This is a genomic window from Synechococcus sp. Tobar12-5m-g, from assembly GCF_024345415.1.
Lineage (GTDB): Bacteria > Cyanobacteriota > Cyanobacteriia > PCC-6307 > Cyanobiaceae > Regnicoccus.
This window is the reverse complement of record NZ_JAGQBB010000003.1, coordinates 94,174-114,901: the sequence shown is the minus strand read 5'-3', so window position 1 is coordinate 114,901 and position 20,728 is coordinate 94,174. Positions and strand designations below refer to the sequence as shown.

The following is a 20,728-nucleotide window of genomic DNA, read 5'->3' as shown; positions in this document are numbered from 1 at the left end:
CGAATGACGGAGTGGGGGTTCTACGGCAGGCATCAGGAGCGCTCGCAGCTGGCCTCGGTGCTCGCGCGGGGCCGCTGGTTCTTCCTGCAGATCTCCGGGCGACGGCGCATCGGTAAGACACGCCTGGTGCAGGAGCTGCTCAAACCGGAACGCCGGGAGCGGGTGCTCTACATCCAGATCCCCGACTCCGATCCTGCCGGTGTGGTGAGCACGGCCCGCGACTTCATGGAGAACTTCGGGGTAAGCGCACCTCTGCCCCATGACCTCCGGTCGCTGGCGGTGCGCATCGGTGAGCTCTGCGCCGAGGGCTGGATCGTAGCGCTCGATGAATTCCAGTATTTCAGCCGCAAGGCGCTGTTTCCCTTCACCTCGGAACTCCAGTCGGTGGTGGATCGGCTGGCCGCCACACCCGAGGCCAGGGGCGGTCTGATCGTGCTGGGCTCCCTGCACACGGAGATGCAGGCGCTGCTGGAAGATCGCAGCGCACCGCTCTACCAGCGCCTCACCGACACGATCAGCCTGGGCCATCTCGACATCGCCTCGCTGCTGGAACTGCTGCAGGCCCATGCGGACACCTCACCGGAGCGGCTGCTGTTCCTCTGGAATCTGTTCGAGGGGGTGCCGAAGTTCTACCGCGACTGCTTCGAGCAGGGGGTGATCGCCGCCGATCGGCAAACGCTGCTGGAGCGGATGTTCTTCAGCAGCAGCTCCCCCCTGCGAACCGAAGCCGACAACTGGTTCCTGCGGGAACTCCGGGGCCGCTATGACCTGGTGCTCAAGTATGTGGCCCGCCACCCGGGTTGCACCCATGCCGATCTGCAGGCCCATGCCGATTCGGTGGCCCCCGAGATCGGCAGCCAGGTGGGGGGCTACTTGAAGACGCTGGAAGAGAAGTACGAAATGGTGGAGAAGCGGCTGCCGGTGTTCGCCAAGGCCAAAGCCAGAAGGGGGCACTACACGATCAGCGACAACTTTTTGCGCAGCTGGCTGGATGCGCTGGCCGTGCCGACGGCCGCCATCAACTTCCGCCCTCTGAATGTCCTGGTGGAACAAGCGGATCAGCGGCTGATGACCGCCGAGGGCCATGGGCTCGAGCGGCTGGTGGGCCAGCTCTACGAGGAACGCAGCCGCAAGGGGCTGGGGGATTTCCCTCTCACGTCCCGCATCGAGGGCTGGTGGGACCGGAGCGACACCGAGATCGACCTGGTGGCCCTCGATCAAACCCATCAGCACTTGCGGCTCGGCAGCTGCAAGCGCTCATCAACGGCTCTAGTAGCGGATCTGGGTCGGTTTGACGGTCATGTCGCTCGGTTCTTGAAGGCCTTCCCGCGCTTCGCCGGCTGGCAGGTCGAGAGGGTGGCCCTTGCACCGTCGCTAACGCCCGAGGAACGCCTGGCGATCGAAGCGAAGGGCTACCTGCCCGAGTCGCTGGTCGATCTCACGGCAGGCCTGCTGCCTGAGCCCTCAGGTGGGAGCCCTTGAGCCCCAAGTCGCTTCTCCTGCGCTTCTCCCCCTGATCCCCTGGCTATCTGTTTTCAGCCCCATGCCCCTCAACACCGCCAGCCTCAAAACTTTCGCCCCGGCGATGCGGCGGCAGCTGATCGAGGCGGTGGGCCGCAAGCTGGATCGGCTGCTCACCAGCCAGACGCCGGACACGCTGACCACCTACGCCAGGCAGATCGACGAGCTGCGGCAGCAGGAGCAAGACAGCCGACAGGAGCTGCTGGAGCGTGTGGCCTACAGCTGGTTCAACCGGCTGGCGGCGCTGCGCTACCTCGATGCCCGGGGCTGGCATCCGTTCGGCGCCAGGGTGCTGATGCCGGCCACGGAGGCGGACACCCAGCCGGAGCTGCTGAAGCTGATGCGCAGCGCCAACCTTCCAGCTGAGCTGACAAGCCACTGCCAGGAAGCACGGCTGAACCAACTGCTCGATGGCCAGATCCCTACGGCCCTTCCCGGCGCAGACCCCCAGGGGGAGGTGTACAGGGAGCTGGTGCTGGCGGTGTGCCGCTTCTATCACCAGCTCCTGCCCAGCCTGTTCGAAGGGCTCGATGACGCCACCGAGTTATTGCTGCCCGATGACCTGCTCACGGAGGGCTCGATCGCGGCGGGCTTCCGACGCTCGATCAGTGACGCCGACTGCGACGACGTGGAGCTCCTGGGCTGGCTGTATCAGTTCTATATCGCCGAGAAAAAAGATGAGGTGATGGCCCGCAAGAAGGCAGTGCCCACGGAAGACATCCCCGCTGTCACCCAGCTGTTCACGCCCCACTGGATCGTGCGCTACCTGGTTGAGAATTCCCTGGGGCGCCTATGGCTGCTGAACCGGCCCAGTTCGAAGCTGCGCGAGCAGATGCCGTACTACATCGAGGGCGAAGAGGAAACAGATTTCCTGAGGATCAGCAAGCCGGAAGAGATCAAGCTGCTGGATCCGGCCTGCGGCAGTGGGCACATGCTCACCTACGCCTTCGACCTGCTCACCCTTATCTACGAGGAGGAAGGTTACGCCCCCACCGAGATCCCCGCCCTCATCCTCCGGCACAATCTGCACGGGCTGGAGATCTGCCCCCGCGCCGCCCAGCTCGCCGAGCTGGCTCTCGTCTTCAAGGCCAGGGAACAATCCCGGCGCTTCTTCCAGCCTGATCAGCTTCTGCGGCCCCAAATCCTTGAGCTGCAGAATGTGCGGTTTGACGGGGAAGAACTGAACGTCTACATCGAAGCTCTCGGCCTTGGCGAACTCTTCGACCAGAGCCTGTTCAAGTTGCTCCGCCAGTTCGAGGAAGCGAAGACCTTCGGCTCGCTGATTCAGCCTGCCATGGATGGACGGAGCCTGGAGTTCGTGCGTGAGGCAATCGAAGCGAAGGACCTCGGCGGCCAGCTCTTCCTGCGCGAGACGCACAGCAAACTGTTGCGCGTGCTCGAACAAGCCCAGGCGCTCACCCAGCGGCAACACGTAGTGGTGGCTAATCCTCCGTATATGGGTGGAAAGCAAATGGGGACGGCGCTCAAAGAATACGGACAACAACATTTTCCAGACTCCAAATCCGACACTTTCGCAATGTTCATCGAACTGGGGTTGCGGCTTGTTCAGCCAAAAGGTTTTTCAGCTCTTGTAACAATGCAAAGCTGGATGTTCCTTTCGTCTTACCAGGCATTGCGTCTAAGTGTATTGGCAAATCAGTACATCAACATGCTGATTCAAATCGGCTATAATAGCTTTCCGGAATTGAACTCCAAGGTCGTCCAGGCTTGCGCTTTTGTCCTTGAAAGGACTCGACGTGGCAGTCGCAGTGTCTTCGTAAATCTAAATGATGCTCCGCAGACCGCCGATAAGGAGCAAGTCTTCAAGACGAAACTCGAAACGGGTGAGGTTCGTAGGCTGCACCAGACAATTTTTGCGAAAATACCAAGTAGCCCAATTGCATTCATGCTATCTGAGAAGATATTGGACTTATTCCCAAACAACAAAGTACTGGGTGATAACTTCACCGCGAGGCAGGGCTTGGCAACCACGGAGAACGCACTGTTTGTGCGCTCTTGGCACGAAGTCTCTCACAGCCATATCGGGTTTGGTTTAGACTCTCAAATGGCCACGATTGAATGTCAAGAAATCTGGTTTCCCTATAACAAAGGTGGCGAGTTTCGGAAATGGTGGGGCAATCAACATTACATTGTTAATTGGCGAAATGATGGAGCGGACATCAAAAGCGCGATAGTCAGTAAATACCCCTACTTGAAAGGTAATCCAAACTTTGTGGCAAAGAACCAAGAGTTCTACTTTCGAGAATCCGTTTCATTTTCTAAAGTCGGCTCTAGCTTCCCGTCTTTTAAGAAATTTCCTACGGGTTTCATCTTCGATGTCGCGGGCAGCTCAATATTTGCTAGCAGCGAGAACGACCGAATCCAAGTCCTCTCATTTTGTAACACGATAATTGCCAGAGCAATTTTGGCAGGCCTCGCCCCAACCCTAAATATCGAAATCCAACAAATCGAAAGCCTTCCTCTCAGCCTTCGATCTGAATGGCCAGAACTCAAAGCTATCGTTGATGAATTGGTTCAAATTGCCCGCGCCGACTGGGACAACTTCGAGACCTCGTGGGACTTCCTCGACCAGCCTTTGCTGCGGCCGGGGATGAAGGGTCTGGCGTTGGAGGCGAGCTGGCGGAACTGGGAGGCGCAGAGCACCGCCGCCATCCGCCGGATGCAGGAGCTGGAGACTGAGAACAACCGGCTCTTGATCGCCGCCTACGGCCTCGACGGCGAGTTGCAGCCCGAAGTACCCGAAGACCAGATCACCCTCGCCCGCGCCGAGGCCCGCACGGATGTGGCCGCCTTACTCTCCTATGGCGTCGGCTGCATGATGGGCCGCTATTCCCCCGACCAGCCCGGCCTCATCATCGCCAACGCCGGTGACTCCCTGCGTGAGTTTCTGGAGAAAGTGGGGAAGCCCCTGGCCGAACTCACCTTCGCCCCCGACGAGGACGGCATCATCCCGGTGCTCGATGGCGAGTGGTTCGAGGACGACATCGTGGCCCGCAGCCGTGAGTTCCTCGTGGCAACCTTCCCATGCAGTCCCCTTGCAGAGAACCTGCGCTTCATTGAAACCGTCCTTGGCAAGGACATCCGCAAGTACTTCTGCACCGACTTCTACAAAGATCATCTCCAGACCTACAAGAAGCGACCGATCTACTGGCTGGTGCAGAGCCCCAAGAAGGGCTTCGCCTGCCTGATCTACCTGCACCGCTACACCAAGGACACGCTCAACCTGGTGCTCAACAACTACCTGCGGCCCTTCCTGCTCAAGCTGGAGGCCCGCCAGCACCAGCTCGAGCTGGATCAACTCAACGAGGCTCTCCCCGCCAAGAAGCGCACCGCCGGGCGCAAGGAGCTCGAAAAGATCGCCAAGGTGCTGCGCGAATGCCAGGACTGGGAGCGGGAGGCCCTCCTGCCCTTGGCCCAGCAGCGCATCTCGCTCGATCTCGACGACGGCGTGAAGGTGAACTACCTCAAGCTCACCGGCGTGCTGGCTCCGATCCCAGGGCTGGCGGCAAAGGAGGATTCATGAGCGATCCCACCCCCGACCCCGTCCTGGAGGCCATCGCCGAGCTGGTCTTTGCCGATCAGCTGGTGGATGTCCATGAGCTCGCCCTGCTCAGCTCCCATTCCTGGTTCAGAGCCTACCGAGAGGCCAGGGGCATGGAGCTCGCCAAAGCTGAACAGAGGCTGATGGTCGCCCACGACGATCCCGTGGTGAACGTCGAGGCCCTTCGGCAGTTGACTGCTGCAGATCAAGAGGGCTTGCTCGATCTACTGGCCGACATCACCACCGTCGACGACCACTCCGATCCACGGGAGATCGCCACGATTGAACGCCTGGCTGAATTGCTTGGGCAAACCAGAGCCTCCACGCAAGAAAGGCTCACGGCCGCCCGCGAACGGACTCAGAGCATCAGGAAGGAGCTCAACCAACCCCGACCCACCCCCTCCCGCAGGATCAGGGCACTGCGCCAGCTGGATCTCAAGCTGGGCCAGGAGCGTGTGGACAGGCTCGCTGCCCTACTCCGCCAGAGCCATCGCTTACGTACCTGGAGGCGGCGCAGCCTCTTCAATCACAAGGGCTATAACCAGAGCCTTGAGAGCATGGATGAGCTCACGGCGGAGTTGATGCCCCACACCCAGGCAGTGCTGGAATCCGCCAGCTCCCAGCTAATCGCCTTGCAGGCAGGCTTTGCTGCCATCAGCACCGACCCGATCGCTGCCGAGCTGCCTGTCGAATGCCGGCGCCAGCTCCAGATGGTGCTGAATACCGAGCGCTCAACTCTAGATCGCTTGGTGTCGAGCGATCTGGCTCGCCTCAACCACGATCTGCAGGCCAAGCAGCGCAGTTTGAAACGCTTCTGCATCGCCGCCGTTGGTGGTAGCAAGAGAGGGAAGAGCACATTGATCTCGACTCTCACCGGTCGCGATCAAGCCTCCATTGGCGATGGCGGCCAGGGGTTCACCCGTTACAACCGCGCCTATGACTTCTTCGGGATGCGGTTGATCGATACCCCCGGCATCGGCGCAGCCGGTGGCCAAGGGGCCTCGTTTGAACAGGCGGAAATTCGCGACAGTGCTGTGGCCCGCAGCATCTTCCCTGAAACCGATTTCGTCTGTATTGTTACCGACAACATCTCCACCATGCCCTGCGAACCTGAGCTGATAAAAAAGCTGCATGCTCGTGGCATAGCCTTTCTAATCCTTCTTAACGTAAAGGCGAAAGCAAAGGAGGGGATTGTTGACCTGCGCAGGCGACTTGAGCCAATGTTTTCCATGGAGGGAGAGCAGTCGATTGTCGGCAACATCATCACCATTCGGGAACTTCTCACCAGGGCCATTGGGGAGAACGGCAGCCTGGCCGTCCCCATCATTCCGATCCATGCTGTTGCCGCGTTGCATGCAAGCCAGAACCAAAATCCTTCGGAAGCGGAGCAGTGGCGTCAGCTCAGCCGAATCGATCATTTCCTCGAAGCGCTCGATGAGTTGATCACCGCTAAGGCCCCTGCTCTGCGGCGCGACACGTTGCGCAAGAACCCGCAATTGGAGCTCGAAATGATCAGCGCAGAGCTGAAGGCCCTGCACCAGCGACTGTCGGAGCAGGCCAGGGTCCTCGCGGACGCAGAAGTGAGTGCGCGTAAATGTGTGGTTGACATCTTTGAAGACACACGCCGACTCGCCGCCAGCAAGGGCAGCGCGCTGTTCACCCCGCTTGAACTCCAGGCCCAGCGATTCAGCAAGACCCATCTCAAGAAGAATGGTCAGGAGCTGGAGCGTCTCTGGAAGCAGGAGATTGAAAAGGCCAAGCTCACTACACAAGCGAATGCCCTCGTGGCCGAACTCAAGATTCAGATCGTCGCCCGTCTGCAACAACTCCAAGACGACATCCAGGAGCGGCTTAAGTTTCAGATGCAGACCATCCGACTAAGCCACAGTCTCGATGACATGATTGATATTGGCTACGAAGAGTCGTTGCGACAAAACATCAGGATTGTCCTCAAGATTCTTGTCGTGGGAGTGGGGATAGCTTTTGCTCCATTGCGTTGGATTGTTGGCCCCATTACAGGCTGGATGCAAGATTGGTTTGAAAGTTTCTTTCCAGGCATGGAGGACCGCCGAAAAGAAGCCCAGGAGAAGCTCTGCAAACAGCTTCTACGATCCATCAAGGATCAGAAAGACCCATTCATCAACAACCTCGATCAGTTGCTGATCACCCAGCGGGATCAACTTGCCTCCTCCTACAGTCTCGCCTTCGGAAGCACCAAGACGGCTCTGCAAGCCTTTGCCGGGCAGATTTACCGCTGCCAGCAGCAGATCTCCCTCCTGGCCTCAACCCTGCACTGACCCGCCAAGCGCTCCCCCGCCATGTCGCCTTCACTTCAGCTCGCCGACCTTCAACGGCGCAGCACCCGTAGCATGGATGAACTGCAGGCTTTTCTGCTCGCCAGGCCGGAGCCAGCCATCCAACAGCAGGCTGCTGAGCTGAAACAACAGCGGGAATCCATTGCCGGCCGCTCCCTGCTCAGCCTGTCGTTCAGTGGGCAGTTCAGCGCGGGTAAATCCACGATCATCTCAGCCCTTACAGGCAATCGGGAGATCAAGATCTCTGCTGATGTCACCACCGACTCAGTCACAGCCTACGCCTGGAGCGGCGTTGAACTCTGGGATACCCCAGGGCTCTATGCCAACCGGATTGACCATGACGAAAAAGCCCAGAAGGCGCTGCGGGAGTCGGATCTGGTCGTCTATTGCCTCACGACCAACCTGTTTGATGAGGTGACGGCCAGGGATTTTCGCCAGCTTGCCTTTGAACAGGGATTTGCAGGCAAGATCTTTTTAGTGATCAACAAGCTTTCCATGGAGGATGTTGAATATATGGATAAGTACATCAGCAACCTCACCGAGTCAATCAATCGCACCCTTTCGCCTCACCAACTCAACAAATTTCCCCATGCCTTCATTGATGCCCAGGACTACCGCGATGGCATCGCGACAGGCAACGAGCAATTGGTCAGCTTCAGCCGCTTCCCTGGCTTCATCGATGGCCTGAACAGCTGGGTGCAGAGCCAGGGCCTGCTGGCCCGATTGGATCCGCCGATCCGCCTAGGCTTGAACGCCATTGATCAGAGCCTTGCCTCGTTGCCGGAACCCACCTTTGGGGACGATCCCAAACTATTCCTTCTCAATCAGCAGCATCGCATTGTTCTGAACCAACGCAGCCGCACGGCTGCTGAGGTGAAGCAGATCGGAACCAGCTGCATCCAGCAGCTGCTCGAACTCGGCGAGAAGCTGATCGAAGGTGAGCTCGGCTCAGAGGAGCAAGCCAACAAGCAAGCCTTCGATCAGCGCTGGGAGGCCATCAATGCTGCTGCCTACACGGAGCTCAATGCCACCCTCCAGCGTGACTACCAAATAATCGAGGCCAAGCTTGAGGAGTTCGCCAAGGAGAACTTTGTGGCCGACTACTACGCCAAGGTGGAGGCTTCATTAACAGAGTCCGCACCGCGTGATGGCGCTCCGCCCCAGCGTGGCGTGGGCGGATTGAAAGAGACGTTCAAGAAGTTGCTCGATCAAGGGCGAGATGCCGTTCTCAAACCCGGTGCAACCCAGTCAAAAATGCTGTACGACGCCAAGGAGGTGGCCGGTGGCAGCCTTCATAAGGTGATTTACGAAGGCGGCAAGTTGCTTGGATTCAAGTTCAAGCCATGGGGAGCCGTTAATGCCGTCAAAGGAGCTGGCAACTTGATGATTGGATTGAGCATTGCCATCTCCGCCTTCGAGGTCTACGACGTCATCAACCAGGGAGTTGAAGCAGAGAAAAGGGATCGTCAACGCGAGAAGGAGCTGCTGGTCTTCCGTTCCGCCCTCCAACAGAGTGCCGAGGCCACTGCAGCCCGACTGTTCGAGGTTTATCAGTCCCAGTACGACTTAGAGATCATCGAGAAGATCGCCTCCGCCCTGACACGTGCCCGTGACGAGATCCTGGCCCATCAAGCGTCCACAAAGTCCCTGGTGGAGGGTCTCGCGGCACACCGCAAGCAGTTGATGGCCCTGCTGGCTGAGCTCTATCCCACTGCGGTCTGATCGCGATGCAGAGCCCTACCACCACCCGCGTCCACGACAGCCTCGATGCGGCCCTGGCCCGCAAGCGAGTGGTGATTTGGTACGACGCCCCTGGCGAATGGAGCGATGTGTTTGTGAGCTATACCGGCAAAGGCGTTGAGAAACGGCGGGTGGAAGGCAATGAGTTCGCCAGCAAGGTGCTGGTGGCCCGTGGCCCCAGCCATCAGCGCTTCCTGCTCTACATTCCCAGCGAGAAGCCAGAGGAAAAAGACAACTGGCTCCTGGATCTGCTCCTCGCCGGCCATGAGTTCAAGGCCGACCGCGCCTCCCTCGACATCCAGGACGCCGGGCTCACCCTGGAATTCCGCGATCTGGCCAAGCAGCACAGCGCCTTCTTTCGCTCGATGGTGCGCACCCAGAAGCTCAGGGAGCAACTGCGCTCCACCGATGACGCCAGGTCGATCCGCCTCAAGATGATGGCGGTGCTGGCGGGGGTCCCCGCTGACATCGACAAGCTTCTGCTCCATTTCCTCAGCCGGGCCGAACCCCACGAGCTTCCCCTCAGCGATGAGGTGCAGGAGGCCTACGGCAGCCACGCTCTGGTGGAGGCCTTCTGGGCAGCGGTGGTAGCCAAATTTGGCTACGGCAGCACCCAGCCGAATCTGCGGGATTTCGCCGTTTCCCTGTTCCGCAGCGTCAACCCCCTCCAGGCAAAGGCCGACCTCAAGCCCCACGGCCGGGTGTTCCTGAGCTTCTGGAAAGACAGCCTCAGCAGCCGGCCTGCCTTTGAGGCCTGGTCAACCCTGCTGGCGGATACCCTGCAGATCGAGGCCCAGCTTGCCGATGCCACGGATCCCCAACTCGGTGACGACGACACCTTCGAGCTGTTTGATCGCTACACCCTCCACCGGCTTGTGCAGGGCTTCCAGGCAGGCGCACCCGCATGCACCCTGTTGGAGTTGATCCGCTCTCGCCGCAGTTCCACCTGGTTCGAGAAGCACCGCCGCGGCTATCAGGCGATCGAGCAGGCGATTCAGCTGCGCAGCCTTCTGCAGACCACCGAGCTCAGCGTGGCCTCATTCGATCAAGGCCTCCAGCTCTACGTGGAGCGCTGGTGGCAACTCGATCAGGCTTATCGCCTCTGCATCGCCAACCTGCGCGCCTACGGCCAGCCCGGGTTGATGGAAGGGCTCAAGGGTTGGGTGGAGAACCACTACGTCAACAACTTCCTGCTGCCCCTTTCCGATCACTGGAGCGATCAGGTCGCCAAGCTCACCACCTGGCAAGCAGAAGCCCTCCCCAGGCAGCGAGAGTTCTATGCCCGCCACGTGAATCCCGTGCTGGCCAAAGGCCAGCGCCTGTTTGTGGTGGTCTCCGATGCCCTTCGCTACGAGGCCGCCCGGGAGTTGGCCCAAAAGCTCACCCATGGCAAGGGATGGAGCACCGAGGTGGAGGCGCTCTTTGGTGCCCTGCCCAGCTACACCCAGCTGGGCATGGCCGCCTTGCTGCCTGGGGCCCAGATCACCATCAACCCCGCTGATGCCACCGTGGCGATTGATGGCCAGAGCGCCAGCGGTACCAACAACCGCGACAAGATCCTCAAGGGTGCCACCGGTGGCCGTGCCAAGGCCATCCGCGCGGGTGATTTCCTGGCTCTCAACAGCCGCACCGATGGCCGTACCCTCACCAAGGACCATGACCTGATCGTGATCTACCACAACGTCATCGATCAGGTGGGTGACAAGCTCAACACCGAGGCCAGCACCTTCGAGGCGGTGGAGCAGGCCTTCGAGGAATTGCAGGCGATCCTGCGCAAGATCGCCAACCTCAACGGCAGCCATGTGGTGATCACCGCCGATCACGGCTTCCTCTTCCAGCAGGAAGCGGTCGACACCATCGATACGGCCGTCTTCCCGAAGGCGGATGCCCTGACCTTCAAGAACCGTCGCTTTGCCTACGGAGAAGAGATCGATCCAGCCAGAGGGCTGAAGGTGTTCACGGCCCAGGCCCTCGGCTTCATGGGCACCTGGAGTGCCGTGTTCCCCCTGTCCCTGGGACGCTTTCCGATCAAGGGCTCGGGTTCACGCTTCGTGCACGGCGGTCCCTTGCTGCAAGAGGTGGTGGTGCCAGTGATCAAGCTCAAGCGCGAGCGCAAGGACGATTCCTGTCTGGTGGAGGTTGAGGTGCTGCGGGTTCCGAGCAAAGTGACAACTGGTAAGGTGCCGGTCTCCCTATTCCAGCGGGACGCCATCTCCCCGACTGTCCTGCCCATCCGCCTGAAGGTGGCTCTCTATGCCAAGGCGGATGGGACCCTGCTTTGTGAATCCAAGACCCTGGTCTTTGACTCCACAGCCGCCGAGCCGCGCGAACGGGAACAGCGGCTGGAGCTGGTGCTTTCTAACGCGGCCGAGGCCTACAACAACCAACCGATCGAACTGCGCTTCGAGCGCTGGGTGGCAGGGGTGAATGACCCGGTGCCGGATCCAGGCAAGACTGTGGAGCTCAAGCTGCAAAGGGCTTTCGGAAGCGATTTTGATGACTTCTGAGCCCGTGACCGCCACCAACCCCGACCCCACTGCCAAGACCACCGACAGCAGTGGCGAGGCCTCCCTGCGCACGCCCAGCGCCCTGGACCAGAAGATCCTTGAGCACTTCCCAGGTCTGGTGGTCCGCAAGGACCTCACCACTGAGCTCAAGCAAAACGCGGTGGTGCCCACCTACGTTCTCGAGTACCTGCTCGGCCAGCACTGCGCCACCGACGACCCCGCCTTCATTGCCGAGGGGCTGGAATCGGTCCGGCGCATCCTCTCCAAGCACTACGTGCACCGCAACCAAGCGGAACTGATTAAGTCCACCATCAAAGAGCGCGGCACCCACAAGGTGATCGACAAGCTCACTGTGGAGCTCAACGACAAGGGCGGCTTCTACGAGATGGAGTTCACCAACCTCGGCCTCAAGAAGGTCCCCATCGATGTGGACTTCATCAAGCGCTACCCCAAGCTTCTGGTGGGCGGCATCTGGGCCATCACCGATGTCGAGTACGAACTCCCCACCGATCCCAAAGCCAGCCCCTGGCAGATCTCCTCCGTCAAACCGATCCAGGTGGCTGGTGTTGACCACGACGAGTTTCTCGCCGCCCGCGCCAAGTTCAGCACCGACGAGTGGATGGATGTGCTCATGCAAAGCGTGGGCTTCAATCCCGAGCACTTCAGCCGCCGCGCCAAGCTGCTCACCTTGATTCGGCTGATCCCTTACTGCGAGCGCAACTACAACCTGCTGGAACTGGGCCCCAAGGGAACCGGCAAATCCCACATCTTTGCCGAGTTCTCCCCCCACGGCATGCTGATCTCAGGCTCGGAGGTCACCGCACCAAAGCTTTTCGTGAGCAATGCCAGCGGCAAGATCGGCCTGGTGGGCTACTGGGATTGCATTTGCTTTGACGAGTTCGCCGGCAAGGACAAGAAGGTCGACAAGACCCTGGTGGACATCATGAAGAACTACATGGCCAACCGCACCTTCTCAAGGGGCATCGAGCAGCTCACCGCAGAAGCGTCGATGGTGTTCATGGGCAACACCCAGAAGTCGGTGGCCTACATGCTCAAGCATTCCCATTTCTACGAGCCGCTGCCAGACAAGTACATCGACTCGGCCTTCCTTGATCGCATCCATGCCTTCAACCCTGGTTGGGAAGTGGCACCGGTGCGCCATGAGCTGTTCTGCACCGGCTATGGCTTCGTGGTGGACTACATCGCTGAGGTGCTCAAGCACCTGCGCACGGAAGACTTCACCGGCCTCTACAAGCCGTTCTTCGAGATCAGCTCGGAGGTCTCCACCCGCGACCAGACCGGTTTCGAGAAGACTTTCTCAGGCCTGATGAAGATCCTCCATCCCGATGGCAAGGCCAGCAAGGAGGAGATTGCCGAGCTGTTGGAGTTCGCTATGGAGTGCCGTCGCCGGGTACGAGAGCAGATCCTCAGGATCGACGATACCTTCCGAACCAACGACTTCATCTACCGCGACCTGGAGACCGGCCAAGAGGTCACGATGATGACGCCTGAGGAGAAGCAGTACCCCGCCTTCTCCGGGCTTCGGCCCCTATCCAGCGAGGCAGACATCAACAGGGCAGAGCCCGCCCCTGGCGAGGGCGGTCAGCCTGCGGCATCCAAGACCACTGCCTCAGTTGCCTCCAACGGTGAGTCCCCTCCCTCTCCAGCCGTCGCAGCTGAGGTGGCCCCACAGCCACCAGAGCCTTCAAAGCTTAAGGAGCACCATCTGGTTGTCCCGGAAAACTCCAAGGGTTGGAGCTACCGTCGCCTCTTCGGTGACTACCTCACTGGCACCACCGGGATCATTGTCCGGGATCCCTACATCCGCGCCTTCCACCAGATCCGCAACCTCGTGGAGTTCCTGCGCATGGTGAACGAGATCACCCCTATGGGCGATGAGGTGACCGTGCATTTGATCACGGGCTCCGATCAAGAGACCCTGGAGAGGCAGGTGGAAATTCTGGGCCAGGTCCAGGACTCCTTCGCGGGAACCAGTACTCCCTTTTCCTGGGAGATCGACGCCAGCCCCAACTTCCATGCGCGCAGCCTCACCACCAACACCGGCTGGAAAATTGCCCTCGATCGCGGCTTGGATCTCTTCCAACGGTTTGAGTCTTCTCCCTTTAACGCTGCGGCCGTCGTTCAAGAGGCCCGATTGACCAAGGGATGTGAGATCAGCTATATCGCCGTCAAGCCTTGACGGCTCAATCGCTCTGGTTTGCCACCATCCACACCCGTTTGAGGGGTAACGCCAGACGGATCTCCTCCGGCAACCGGCCGTAGTGAGTAAAGAGCTTCTCCAGCAGATCCTTGCGGCTCCAGAGCCGAACCCGAAAGAAATCACGCGCCAGTTCCTTCTGCACATTGGGCTTGAAGCCGCTCCAGCTCACAAACAGACAGGACTCGGCGCCAAACTTCTGCCCGGCCCCGATCAGCTTGTCGACCGTGGGGCGATCCACCGGCCCATCGCCAGACTTCACCTCAACGCAGATCGAGGGATTCCCGAAGCCCATTTCACCCCCTCCCGCAAGGATGTCTGCGCCGCCATCGGCCCCCTCGGGACTGCGATAGGTGCTGTAGCCCTCTGCCTGGAGGATCGCCTCCACCAGCACGGTGAGCCCATGCCCCTTGAACCTGGCTTCGATCTGCCGCTCCACCTGGTCGGCGACAAGCTCTTCGAGGTTGATGCGGCCGGCTTCCGTGGCATCACTGATGGGTTCACCCTGACCTGGTAACGGCACGCTTGCCGTATTGGCACCAGCGGTCTCCGGACGCCAATTGTTTGCCGCCATCGCCCGTACCCGCGCTTCTGCATCGTTCCGCTGGATGCGGCAGATGGTGAGGAACGCCCCGAACGAAAACAACAGGTCCTGCGGGAAGGCGCTGCGGGGGATCAGGCCACTGAACCAGTTGACGCTGCGCCAATGGAAGTAGGGATTCGGCCCCAACGGATTGTAGTGATAGCCACTGGTGATCTCACCGAAGTAGATCCCTGATTGGAGCTTGGAGGGCATCACCACCCAATCGCCTTCCGCGATATCCCGCCCGAATGCCCACACCTGCGCCGACCAGTTAATAAGGGCCTTGGGCTTCTCCTCCGGGTAGCGCTCGGCCAACGCGGCGATGAGCTCCTGCCGCTCGGTGAGGCAGGCGAGGTCGACATCCAGGCCATCCCAGGCCACGTAGCTACGGCCCTCATCAAGAAACTTCTGCTCGTGTTCGCCGCGGGAACCTGAGCGGATCAGCCAGAGGGTCATGAGTTGGGAGTAGATCCACGATCGGGACCCAGATCCTGGGATTCATCGAACAGTAGCCCGAGTGGCACCACATCCAGCTGACCTTGCTTCGCAACCTGCAAGCCCGGCTGGTTCGGTCGCTCAGGTCGGAACAGTTCAGCGGATGGTGCCTCTGCTCCCAGCGGCAGGGGATTCTGTCGGTAACGAGGACGTGGCATGGAAGGAACCCATTGAGACGACCTCCAGCGTGGAACAGAAGATCGTCCTCGCTGTTTGTATGGTGGGCCAGGTCAGTCTCCGGTACAAGGAAACAGGCCAGCAGGATCGTGAGCAGCTTTCCAACTCCACCACGCGGATGGAGCTGATAAAAAGCACTGTGGCCCAGGAATCAAGGGACAGCCACTGCCACGGAATCCATCGACCCTGCTTGACCACCTGGTCGAGCAGGGTTGGAGGGTTCGCGCCTTGCATACAGGACGGGTGCTGGAGGCCTCGCCCCGCTCATCCAAAAGTGTTGTGGCCGACGTTCAGGCAATTTGAGCGTCACACTCGTCACACACCAAAAGTCCCTACACCGCCGTGGGTCTGGCGTGGGTGACGCTGTGAGGCCCCCTAGAGCAAACAAACCGACCATGGGATCGGTCGTCTGGCAAGCCTAGCAAAACCCATCAAACTCATGACAGAGGTCAACAATGATCTGCGCGATCCCTTCCAACGTTGCTATTCGCGATCGCCGAAACGTTGCAGATATGGGGCCTTCGCCATTGCTTGCCTTGAGCTTGGTACAACGCCTCCTCAGATCGGCGTACTCCTGGTGTAGATCCTCCGGCACCTGCGTCTCTGGCAGCATGAAGAGCTCCTTGTCGAGGATGTCAAGCCGTACTCGTAGGTCGCCTGGGTGGGTCGCGAGGGTATCACGAGCTTCACGAAACATGCCACGTGTTCTGAAGTAACTCAGATGTAGTTCACCCAAGGGTGCACCTCTTGGTCTTGCTAAGGACTGGCCCATCAGCTGCATGGGCGGGTAAGGCCGCCAACTGAGACCAACCTCGTATGAACCACGAGCGCATCTTGGTTCTTACCGCCGCTTTGGCTTTCGGTCCACTAGTTCCTTGAGGCGCTTGCGGCCCTCCTCCACAAGCTGGCCTATCCACCACCTAGGTAATATCACTCCGCGATCGGCTAGGGTGGAGAGAATCTCAATTTCTTCCGGGTTGTTGAGTTCGTTATTGGGCAAGCCTTTTTGCACGGCAAGCCATCCGGCAAGGCGAAACGCGAAGCCGCCAACAATGACACCTGCGGCCGCCTGCCAACTAGCCAATAACGCATTTGACGTGGGTGAACCCCATTCGGGCGTTGGCCCTGAACCCTTGCGCTCCAGCCAGCCAATTAGGGACAAAAACTTGGTGTCGTTGGCAGACAGTACCGAATCGGGCGTCACATTACCGAGACCTTCCAATGCCGCACGACGAGATAGCTCGTTGACGATGAGCCGTGCCACGTGCCGAGGTTCGCTCAAAAGGTGCGTGATACCTGTTGATTCCCCGGCATCCATATCGCCAACAACCTTACTGTCGCCGTGTTGCATGTGAGTGGCTGTAACGGCGGTACGACAGTAGGAGATCAGCGCATCAACTTGCCAATTTCGAAGATCCTGCAATTGGGCGGCAATCTGTTGCGGCTGCGCGATGGCAACCTGTCCAATGCCGCGTCGCTGTATCGTTTTTGCCGTTAGGTGGTCTAGTGTAGACTCATATGTGCGTTGAGCTAGTAGTTGTTTTAGGTCCATGTCTTAACCCTCACCGGTACGACTGATAATCTCATCCAGAACAATAGCAACTGCTTGACGACCATCAATTAGCAACTCTCGCTGCGACTCATCTGATGTTGATGTTGTTTTATCCACAAGGCAGTCTGTCACTACGCGGATGACGAGTACCCGTTCTTTAATCTCGAGCGCTTCAGCGATTGCGGCGATACCGTAGGACTCCATTTCGATTAGCACCGCAGGGTATTTGCTTTGTGTCGCCATCCACGCCAAGGCGTGCGAATAGGTCCATTCCTTTGGCGGCTTGGGCGTTGCTAGGACTGCCGCTACTTTTACAACTTTGTCAGTAGCGATCACATGAGCGACATCAATGCCAGTAGTCGCAGGCAGACCGCGACTCGATGTGTCTGATCCAGTTTCGAATACATGCACAACTAACGGCGTAACACCCCCCATCATAGTTTCATCTAGCCATTTCCGCTTCAGTGTAACTAGCTCGCGTAAGCGCTCTGCAGCGGGCTCGATCTCGTCGTCAACGGTCCCAAGGGATGCGTATGCCACGGTACCAACAAAAAAGACATGCCCAACTAGTGCCGTGTCATTTGAACCTGCACAACCATAAAAGATGACCATATCCGGTCTATTGCGCGGGTTGAAGAGCTTTGCAGTCTGGGTCGCCGCCATGACATTTCCTTGAGCTTCCAATGGTTCATGCGTCACGCGCCACTTGGGGTTCGTGCGGCTGATCGAGCGAGGATTATCGTGCTTCGGTCTCCAAGCGCTTCCATTGCCGCACATGTCCTTAAGCAGAAAATCGATAGCGTCGCGCTCGTTGGCGTTAAATGTGACGATGTTAATCGACTGCTCTGGCATACGTTCTCACCCTGTGAAGAGGCCAGGAAATCGCTGGCGGCCTAACGCTGCCCCTGAGTGGCGGGCAAGGTCTATAAAACGTATGCTAGATGTTTGATGGCGGCTTGTCCACTCGAGGGGCTTGTTATGCAGTGCCGCTACCGAGCAGTTCCGCCCTGCTCATATATTGAGGCTGTTCTTGACTTGATCTGGGGAGAAAAGTCGGGTAGGCGTCACTTCGAAGAACCGGAAATGAAAGGCAGATGAGAACTCCACCGGACGAATACGCACCCAAGGGTCGGCAAGCTCATCCTCGGAAAAGTCAACTGGGAGCTTCGGCTCGAACTTCGATTCGTCGATAGTAAGTTCGGTGATCTCCTGAAGCTTGTAGCCATTCGAATAGACATGAACTGCTCGGATCTTATGGGATAGAGTGTTATTGGAAAAGAAAATGAATATTGAGTCGTCAAGATCTTTGAGAGCAAGCCCAGGCTGAAGTCTGAAGAACGGATCCTTGTCATATCTGATAGACAGAAACTCAATCTCATCTGGCCCCATCGATGAGGAGGAACCAACAGGAGTGTATCTCTCCTCTTCATCTTGCTCTTGCTGGTCAGGCTTATCCTCATTGCTGTATGTGATATGCCGTTCCCATTGGCCGCTACTGATTCCATACTTGATTCCAGGTTGCTGTGTCGAGAAATCAGAGGCGGCATCAGATCTCATTCGGCAAGACTTGTCCGAAGATCCGAACAGTATTGCCATGATACCTAGCTTCGGCTCCTTCAGGTATAGCGAACAGAAAAATCGGAAGTGGCCGATTTCCTCTGCTGTGTATTTCCTGTCTAGCTCTACCGCGACTGTAATGCGAACGATTGGGTCCCGGCTTTCTTGAAGGAAGAGAATCCGATTGAGAGCGGACTCCATGCGATCGAACCCGCTCGAGATGACGGATTGAATCTCGTCGCCCCATCGGGCGAAGAAGCTGGCCTGCTCCGCTTCCGTGAGGGGGATCCCAAGGTACTGAAACCTGATGAAGAAACCATTTGGTCCGTCTAAATCGATTCTCAGTCGTTCGCGGTCGAATATGTCACAGAAGGGCACTCCGCGTGACTTTGCCTGCAGTGTGAACGTGTTCTTCTCGCCAATGGTTAAATTAATGTTGGTGAAGAAGACAAATGCACCAAGCTCGTTGGTTGCGGCTACTGCGCTTTCGAGATCGGCCGCAAACTTTGATTCTATGCCTCGCTTCTGCTCGTTCGAATCGTTAGCCTGATTGACAAAGCCAACCGCCCCTATGGCCTTCTGTTCGCCTCGGTACAGGGCTTCAATGTCACGCCCCCCGTCGGGACCACCACGCGGGTGCCGTGGGCGCACTTCCGAAAACCGTGGGTCGGTCGCAAGCACCGCTCGGCACATCTGCTCTCGGTAGAGCTGATTCGTGTCGAGGTAACTCTTTAGTCTTTCGTCGGTCTGATACGGCAAGGTTCACCTCAGACAAGCTGCATAACAACTACATGGTCGGTTCCGTGATGGACTCATGGCTTGGACCAGACCGCCGCCTAGGTAGCTCATGCTTTCCATTGCGATTGGCAAATCCCTGATGCCCTGGGGATTCTGCCATAAATTTCTGACACATGACGTGTGCATAACGGAACTGAGATGCAATCCGGCGTTAGGCTAAGACTTTCAGAGGAGGCTTTCGGCAAAGGTTTCAGAGGCAGTGCTGATCCACATGTAGTTGGACCATCATTTGGTAGACATTACTTGTCCGCTTGCTGCTGTCGACGACTGAACTCTCACTCTATGGAAGACTATTACCTCAGACCCACAGGCCACCCTTCAACCTGCATATGAAGGGTTCAGCCTGCTTGTTCGGCCTACAGCCCGACATCGATCTCCCCAACATGCTCCAAGAAAAACAGTATCGCCGGCAGCACCTACTCCTTCCTCCAACAACGTGACCTCTTACTCGGTGTAGGGATAGTCGGTTCAGCAGCACTGCACAGGTGGCCCTCGGCTGAGCAGCAGGAGCCGTTCTAAAGCCTGCTGGCAAGTGGCTACCAAGCAGCCGTAATCGCCGGCTTAGTAATTCAGCGTGGTTAGAGTCATCGTTCGAGCGCTGGGCGCCTGCAACGGGACGACCCGGCTACCGCCCCTCTGGCAAGGGTTGGCATTTGATGTTTGCTGTGCTCGACTCCCCAGGTTCGGGATCGCCCTAGGAGGCCAGCAAAGCCCTTGCCGAGGGGTGGACAATGCAGGGGCCGGGAGCCAAGACCCCGATCGAGTGAGGTCTGCTCACCAGCACCAACCATCAATGATCTTCTCCGCCATCACCCGGACCTGGTCGAGGAGTACCTGGGAGCTTTGGAAATGGCAGCTGAGAAACTGCTAGCTCAGCCGAGCTGGTCTGCGGAAGTCACCATCGTCCTGCTGCACCAGCCCCAGGGAGGAGTGACGCTCGCGCCGATCCAAGGACTACCAGGACTGCTGAGGCCGATACCCACTACAGGGATCGACACCTACGCTCGGTTGCGGTTCGAAGGCAAGAGCCTGGATAACGCTCTCCAGGCTTGCATCGTCAAGGACCAGGTCAACCCCAGCCAGGATCTAGACCCCAAACAGCTCGAACCGTTGGTAGCTGAAGCCCAGGTGCTCAAGTTTGCTGCCCTAGCCCAACTGGCCTTTGCCCGCGACCCCCGTGAACTGCTGGTCCTGGTGAAATGGCCTGATCAGGTCAGCGCGTTTCTGGTGCCCTGCGACCAGTTGGTATGAGGTCAACAACGATCAGCGAGCCTGTTCCTCAGTCCTCCTCGTCAGCCCCACCTACTGGCACCAGCCGGATCTGCTTGCGCCCCAGCTTGATTTCGAATTCTTCGCCCGGGGTGAGACCCAACAACCCCGTGTAGGCCTTGCCCACCAGCAAGTTCCCGTTGCCTTGCACGGTGGCCACGTAGCTCAAGCTGCGTCCTGCCTTGCCTTTGCTGCTGTCTTTGCCCACACTCACGCCTTTGGCTTCCAGCAGCGCCTCGTAAAACGCCGTGAAGTTCAGCCGCTCGCTGCCGTCCTTTTTGGTGCTGAGGTAGCCGGCAGCACGCACCAGCTCCGATTTGGAGGCATCGCTCAGTTCCTTGACTTTGGCGAGTAGATCAGCACCGGTGAGAGCCATGTTGCTGGGGTGTGTATAGGGGGATGGTAACGACCGAGTCTAACATTGCCAGATGATA

12 protein-coding genes are annotated in these 20,728 nt (G+C 58.6%); 7 read left to right on the top strand and 5 right to left on the bottom strand.

The genetic code is table 11. From position 1 onward, the window contains the following. Positions 1-3: 3 nt before the first annotated feature. From KBY66_RS03485 to brxL, 6 genes are all read left to right on the top strand, one after another. On the top strand, positions 4-1,482 hold the full coding sequence (locus KBY66_RS03485; RefSeq protein ID WP_255087765.1) for an ATP-binding protein: 1,479 nt from the start codon (positions 4-6) through the stop codon (positions 1,480-1,482). Positions 1,483-1,543: 61 nt separating this feature from the next. Then, positions 1,544-5,065 carry a BREX-1 system adenine-specific DNA-methyltransferase PglX gene (gene pglX, locus KBY66_RS03480; RefSeq protein WP_255087764.1) on the top strand — a complete coding sequence of 1,174 codons (3,522 nt, stop codon included), beginning with the start codon at positions 1,544-1,546 and terminating at the stop codon, positions 5,063-5,065. Further along, the gene (locus KBY66_RS03475; RefSeq protein WP_255087763.1) at positions 5,062-7,380 is read left to right on the top strand and encodes a GTPase domain-containing protein; all 2,319 of its coding nucleotides are present in this window, start codon (positions 5,062-5,064) and stop codon (positions 7,378-7,380) included. Before pglX ends, KBY66_RS03475 begins: the two co-directional genes overlap by 4 nt. A gap of 72 nt (positions 7,381-7,452) precedes the next feature. Further along, complete coding sequence (locus KBY66_RS03470) at positions 7,453-9,120, top strand: GTPase (protein WP_255087761.1); 1,668 nt, start codon at positions 7,453-7,455, stop codon at positions 9,118-9,120. A gap of 5 nt (positions 9,121-9,125) precedes the next feature. After that, the gene (gene pglZ / locus KBY66_RS03465) at positions 9,126-11,645 is read left to right on the top strand and encodes a BREX-1 system phosphatase PglZ type A (protein ID WP_255087759.1); all 2,520 of its coding nucleotides are present in this window, start codon (positions 9,126-9,128) and stop codon (positions 11,643-11,645) included. Further along, a complete protein-coding gene (brxL, locus tag KBY66_RS03460; RefSeq protein WP_255087757.1) occupies positions 11,635-13,845 on the top strand; it encodes a BREX system Lon protease-like protein BrxL in 2,211 nt (736 codons plus the stop codon). Before pglZ ends, brxL begins: the two co-directional genes overlap by 11 nt. 4 nt (positions 13,846-13,849) lie before the next feature. Here brxL and KBY66_RS03455 read toward each other — a convergent pair whose 3' ends face one another. From KBY66_RS03455 to KBY66_RS03440, 4 genes are all read right to left on the bottom strand, one after another. Then, the gene (locus tag KBY66_RS03455) at positions 13,850-14,902 is read right to left on the bottom strand and encodes a restriction endonuclease (RefSeq protein WP_255087756.1); all 1,053 of its coding nucleotides are present in this window, start codon (positions 14,900-14,902) and stop codon (positions 13,850-13,852) included. Between the two features lie 1,057 nt (positions 14,903-15,959). Continuing rightward, on the bottom strand, positions 15,960-16,670 hold the full coding sequence (locus KBY66_RS03450) for a hypothetical protein (protein WP_255087755.1): 711 nt from the start codon (positions 16,668-16,670) through the stop codon (positions 15,960-15,962). 3 nt (positions 16,671-16,673) lie between these two features. Beyond that, positions 16,674-17,522 carry a hypothetical protein gene (locus tag KBY66_RS03445; protein ID WP_255087754.1) on the bottom strand — a complete coding sequence of 283 codons (849 nt, stop codon included), beginning with the start codon at positions 17,520-17,522 and terminating at the stop codon, positions 16,674-16,676. Between the two features lie 159 nt (positions 17,523-17,681). Then, entirely contained in the window at positions 17,682-18,986 is a 1,305-nt protein-coding gene (locus KBY66_RS03440; protein WP_255087753.1) for a hypothetical protein, read from the bottom strand. Positions 18,987-19,874: 888 nt separating this feature from the next. Between KBY66_RS03440 and KBY66_RS03435 the strand changes: the two genes are divergently transcribed. Then, positions 19,875-20,276 (top strand): hypothetical protein, encoded by a 402-nt coding sequence (locus tag KBY66_RS03435; RefSeq protein WP_255087752.1) that lies wholly within the window; start codon positions 19,875-19,877, stop codon positions 20,274-20,276. Positions 20,277-20,304: 28 nt separating this feature from the next. Here the strand turns inward: KBY66_RS03435 and KBY66_RS03430 are convergent, their stop codons facing one another. Next, positions 20,305-20,670 (bottom strand): AbrB family transcriptional regulator, encoded by a 366-nt coding sequence (locus KBY66_RS03430; RefSeq protein WP_255087751.1) that lies wholly within the window; start codon positions 20,668-20,670, stop codon positions 20,305-20,307. Positions 20,671-20,728 lie beyond the last annotated feature (58 nt).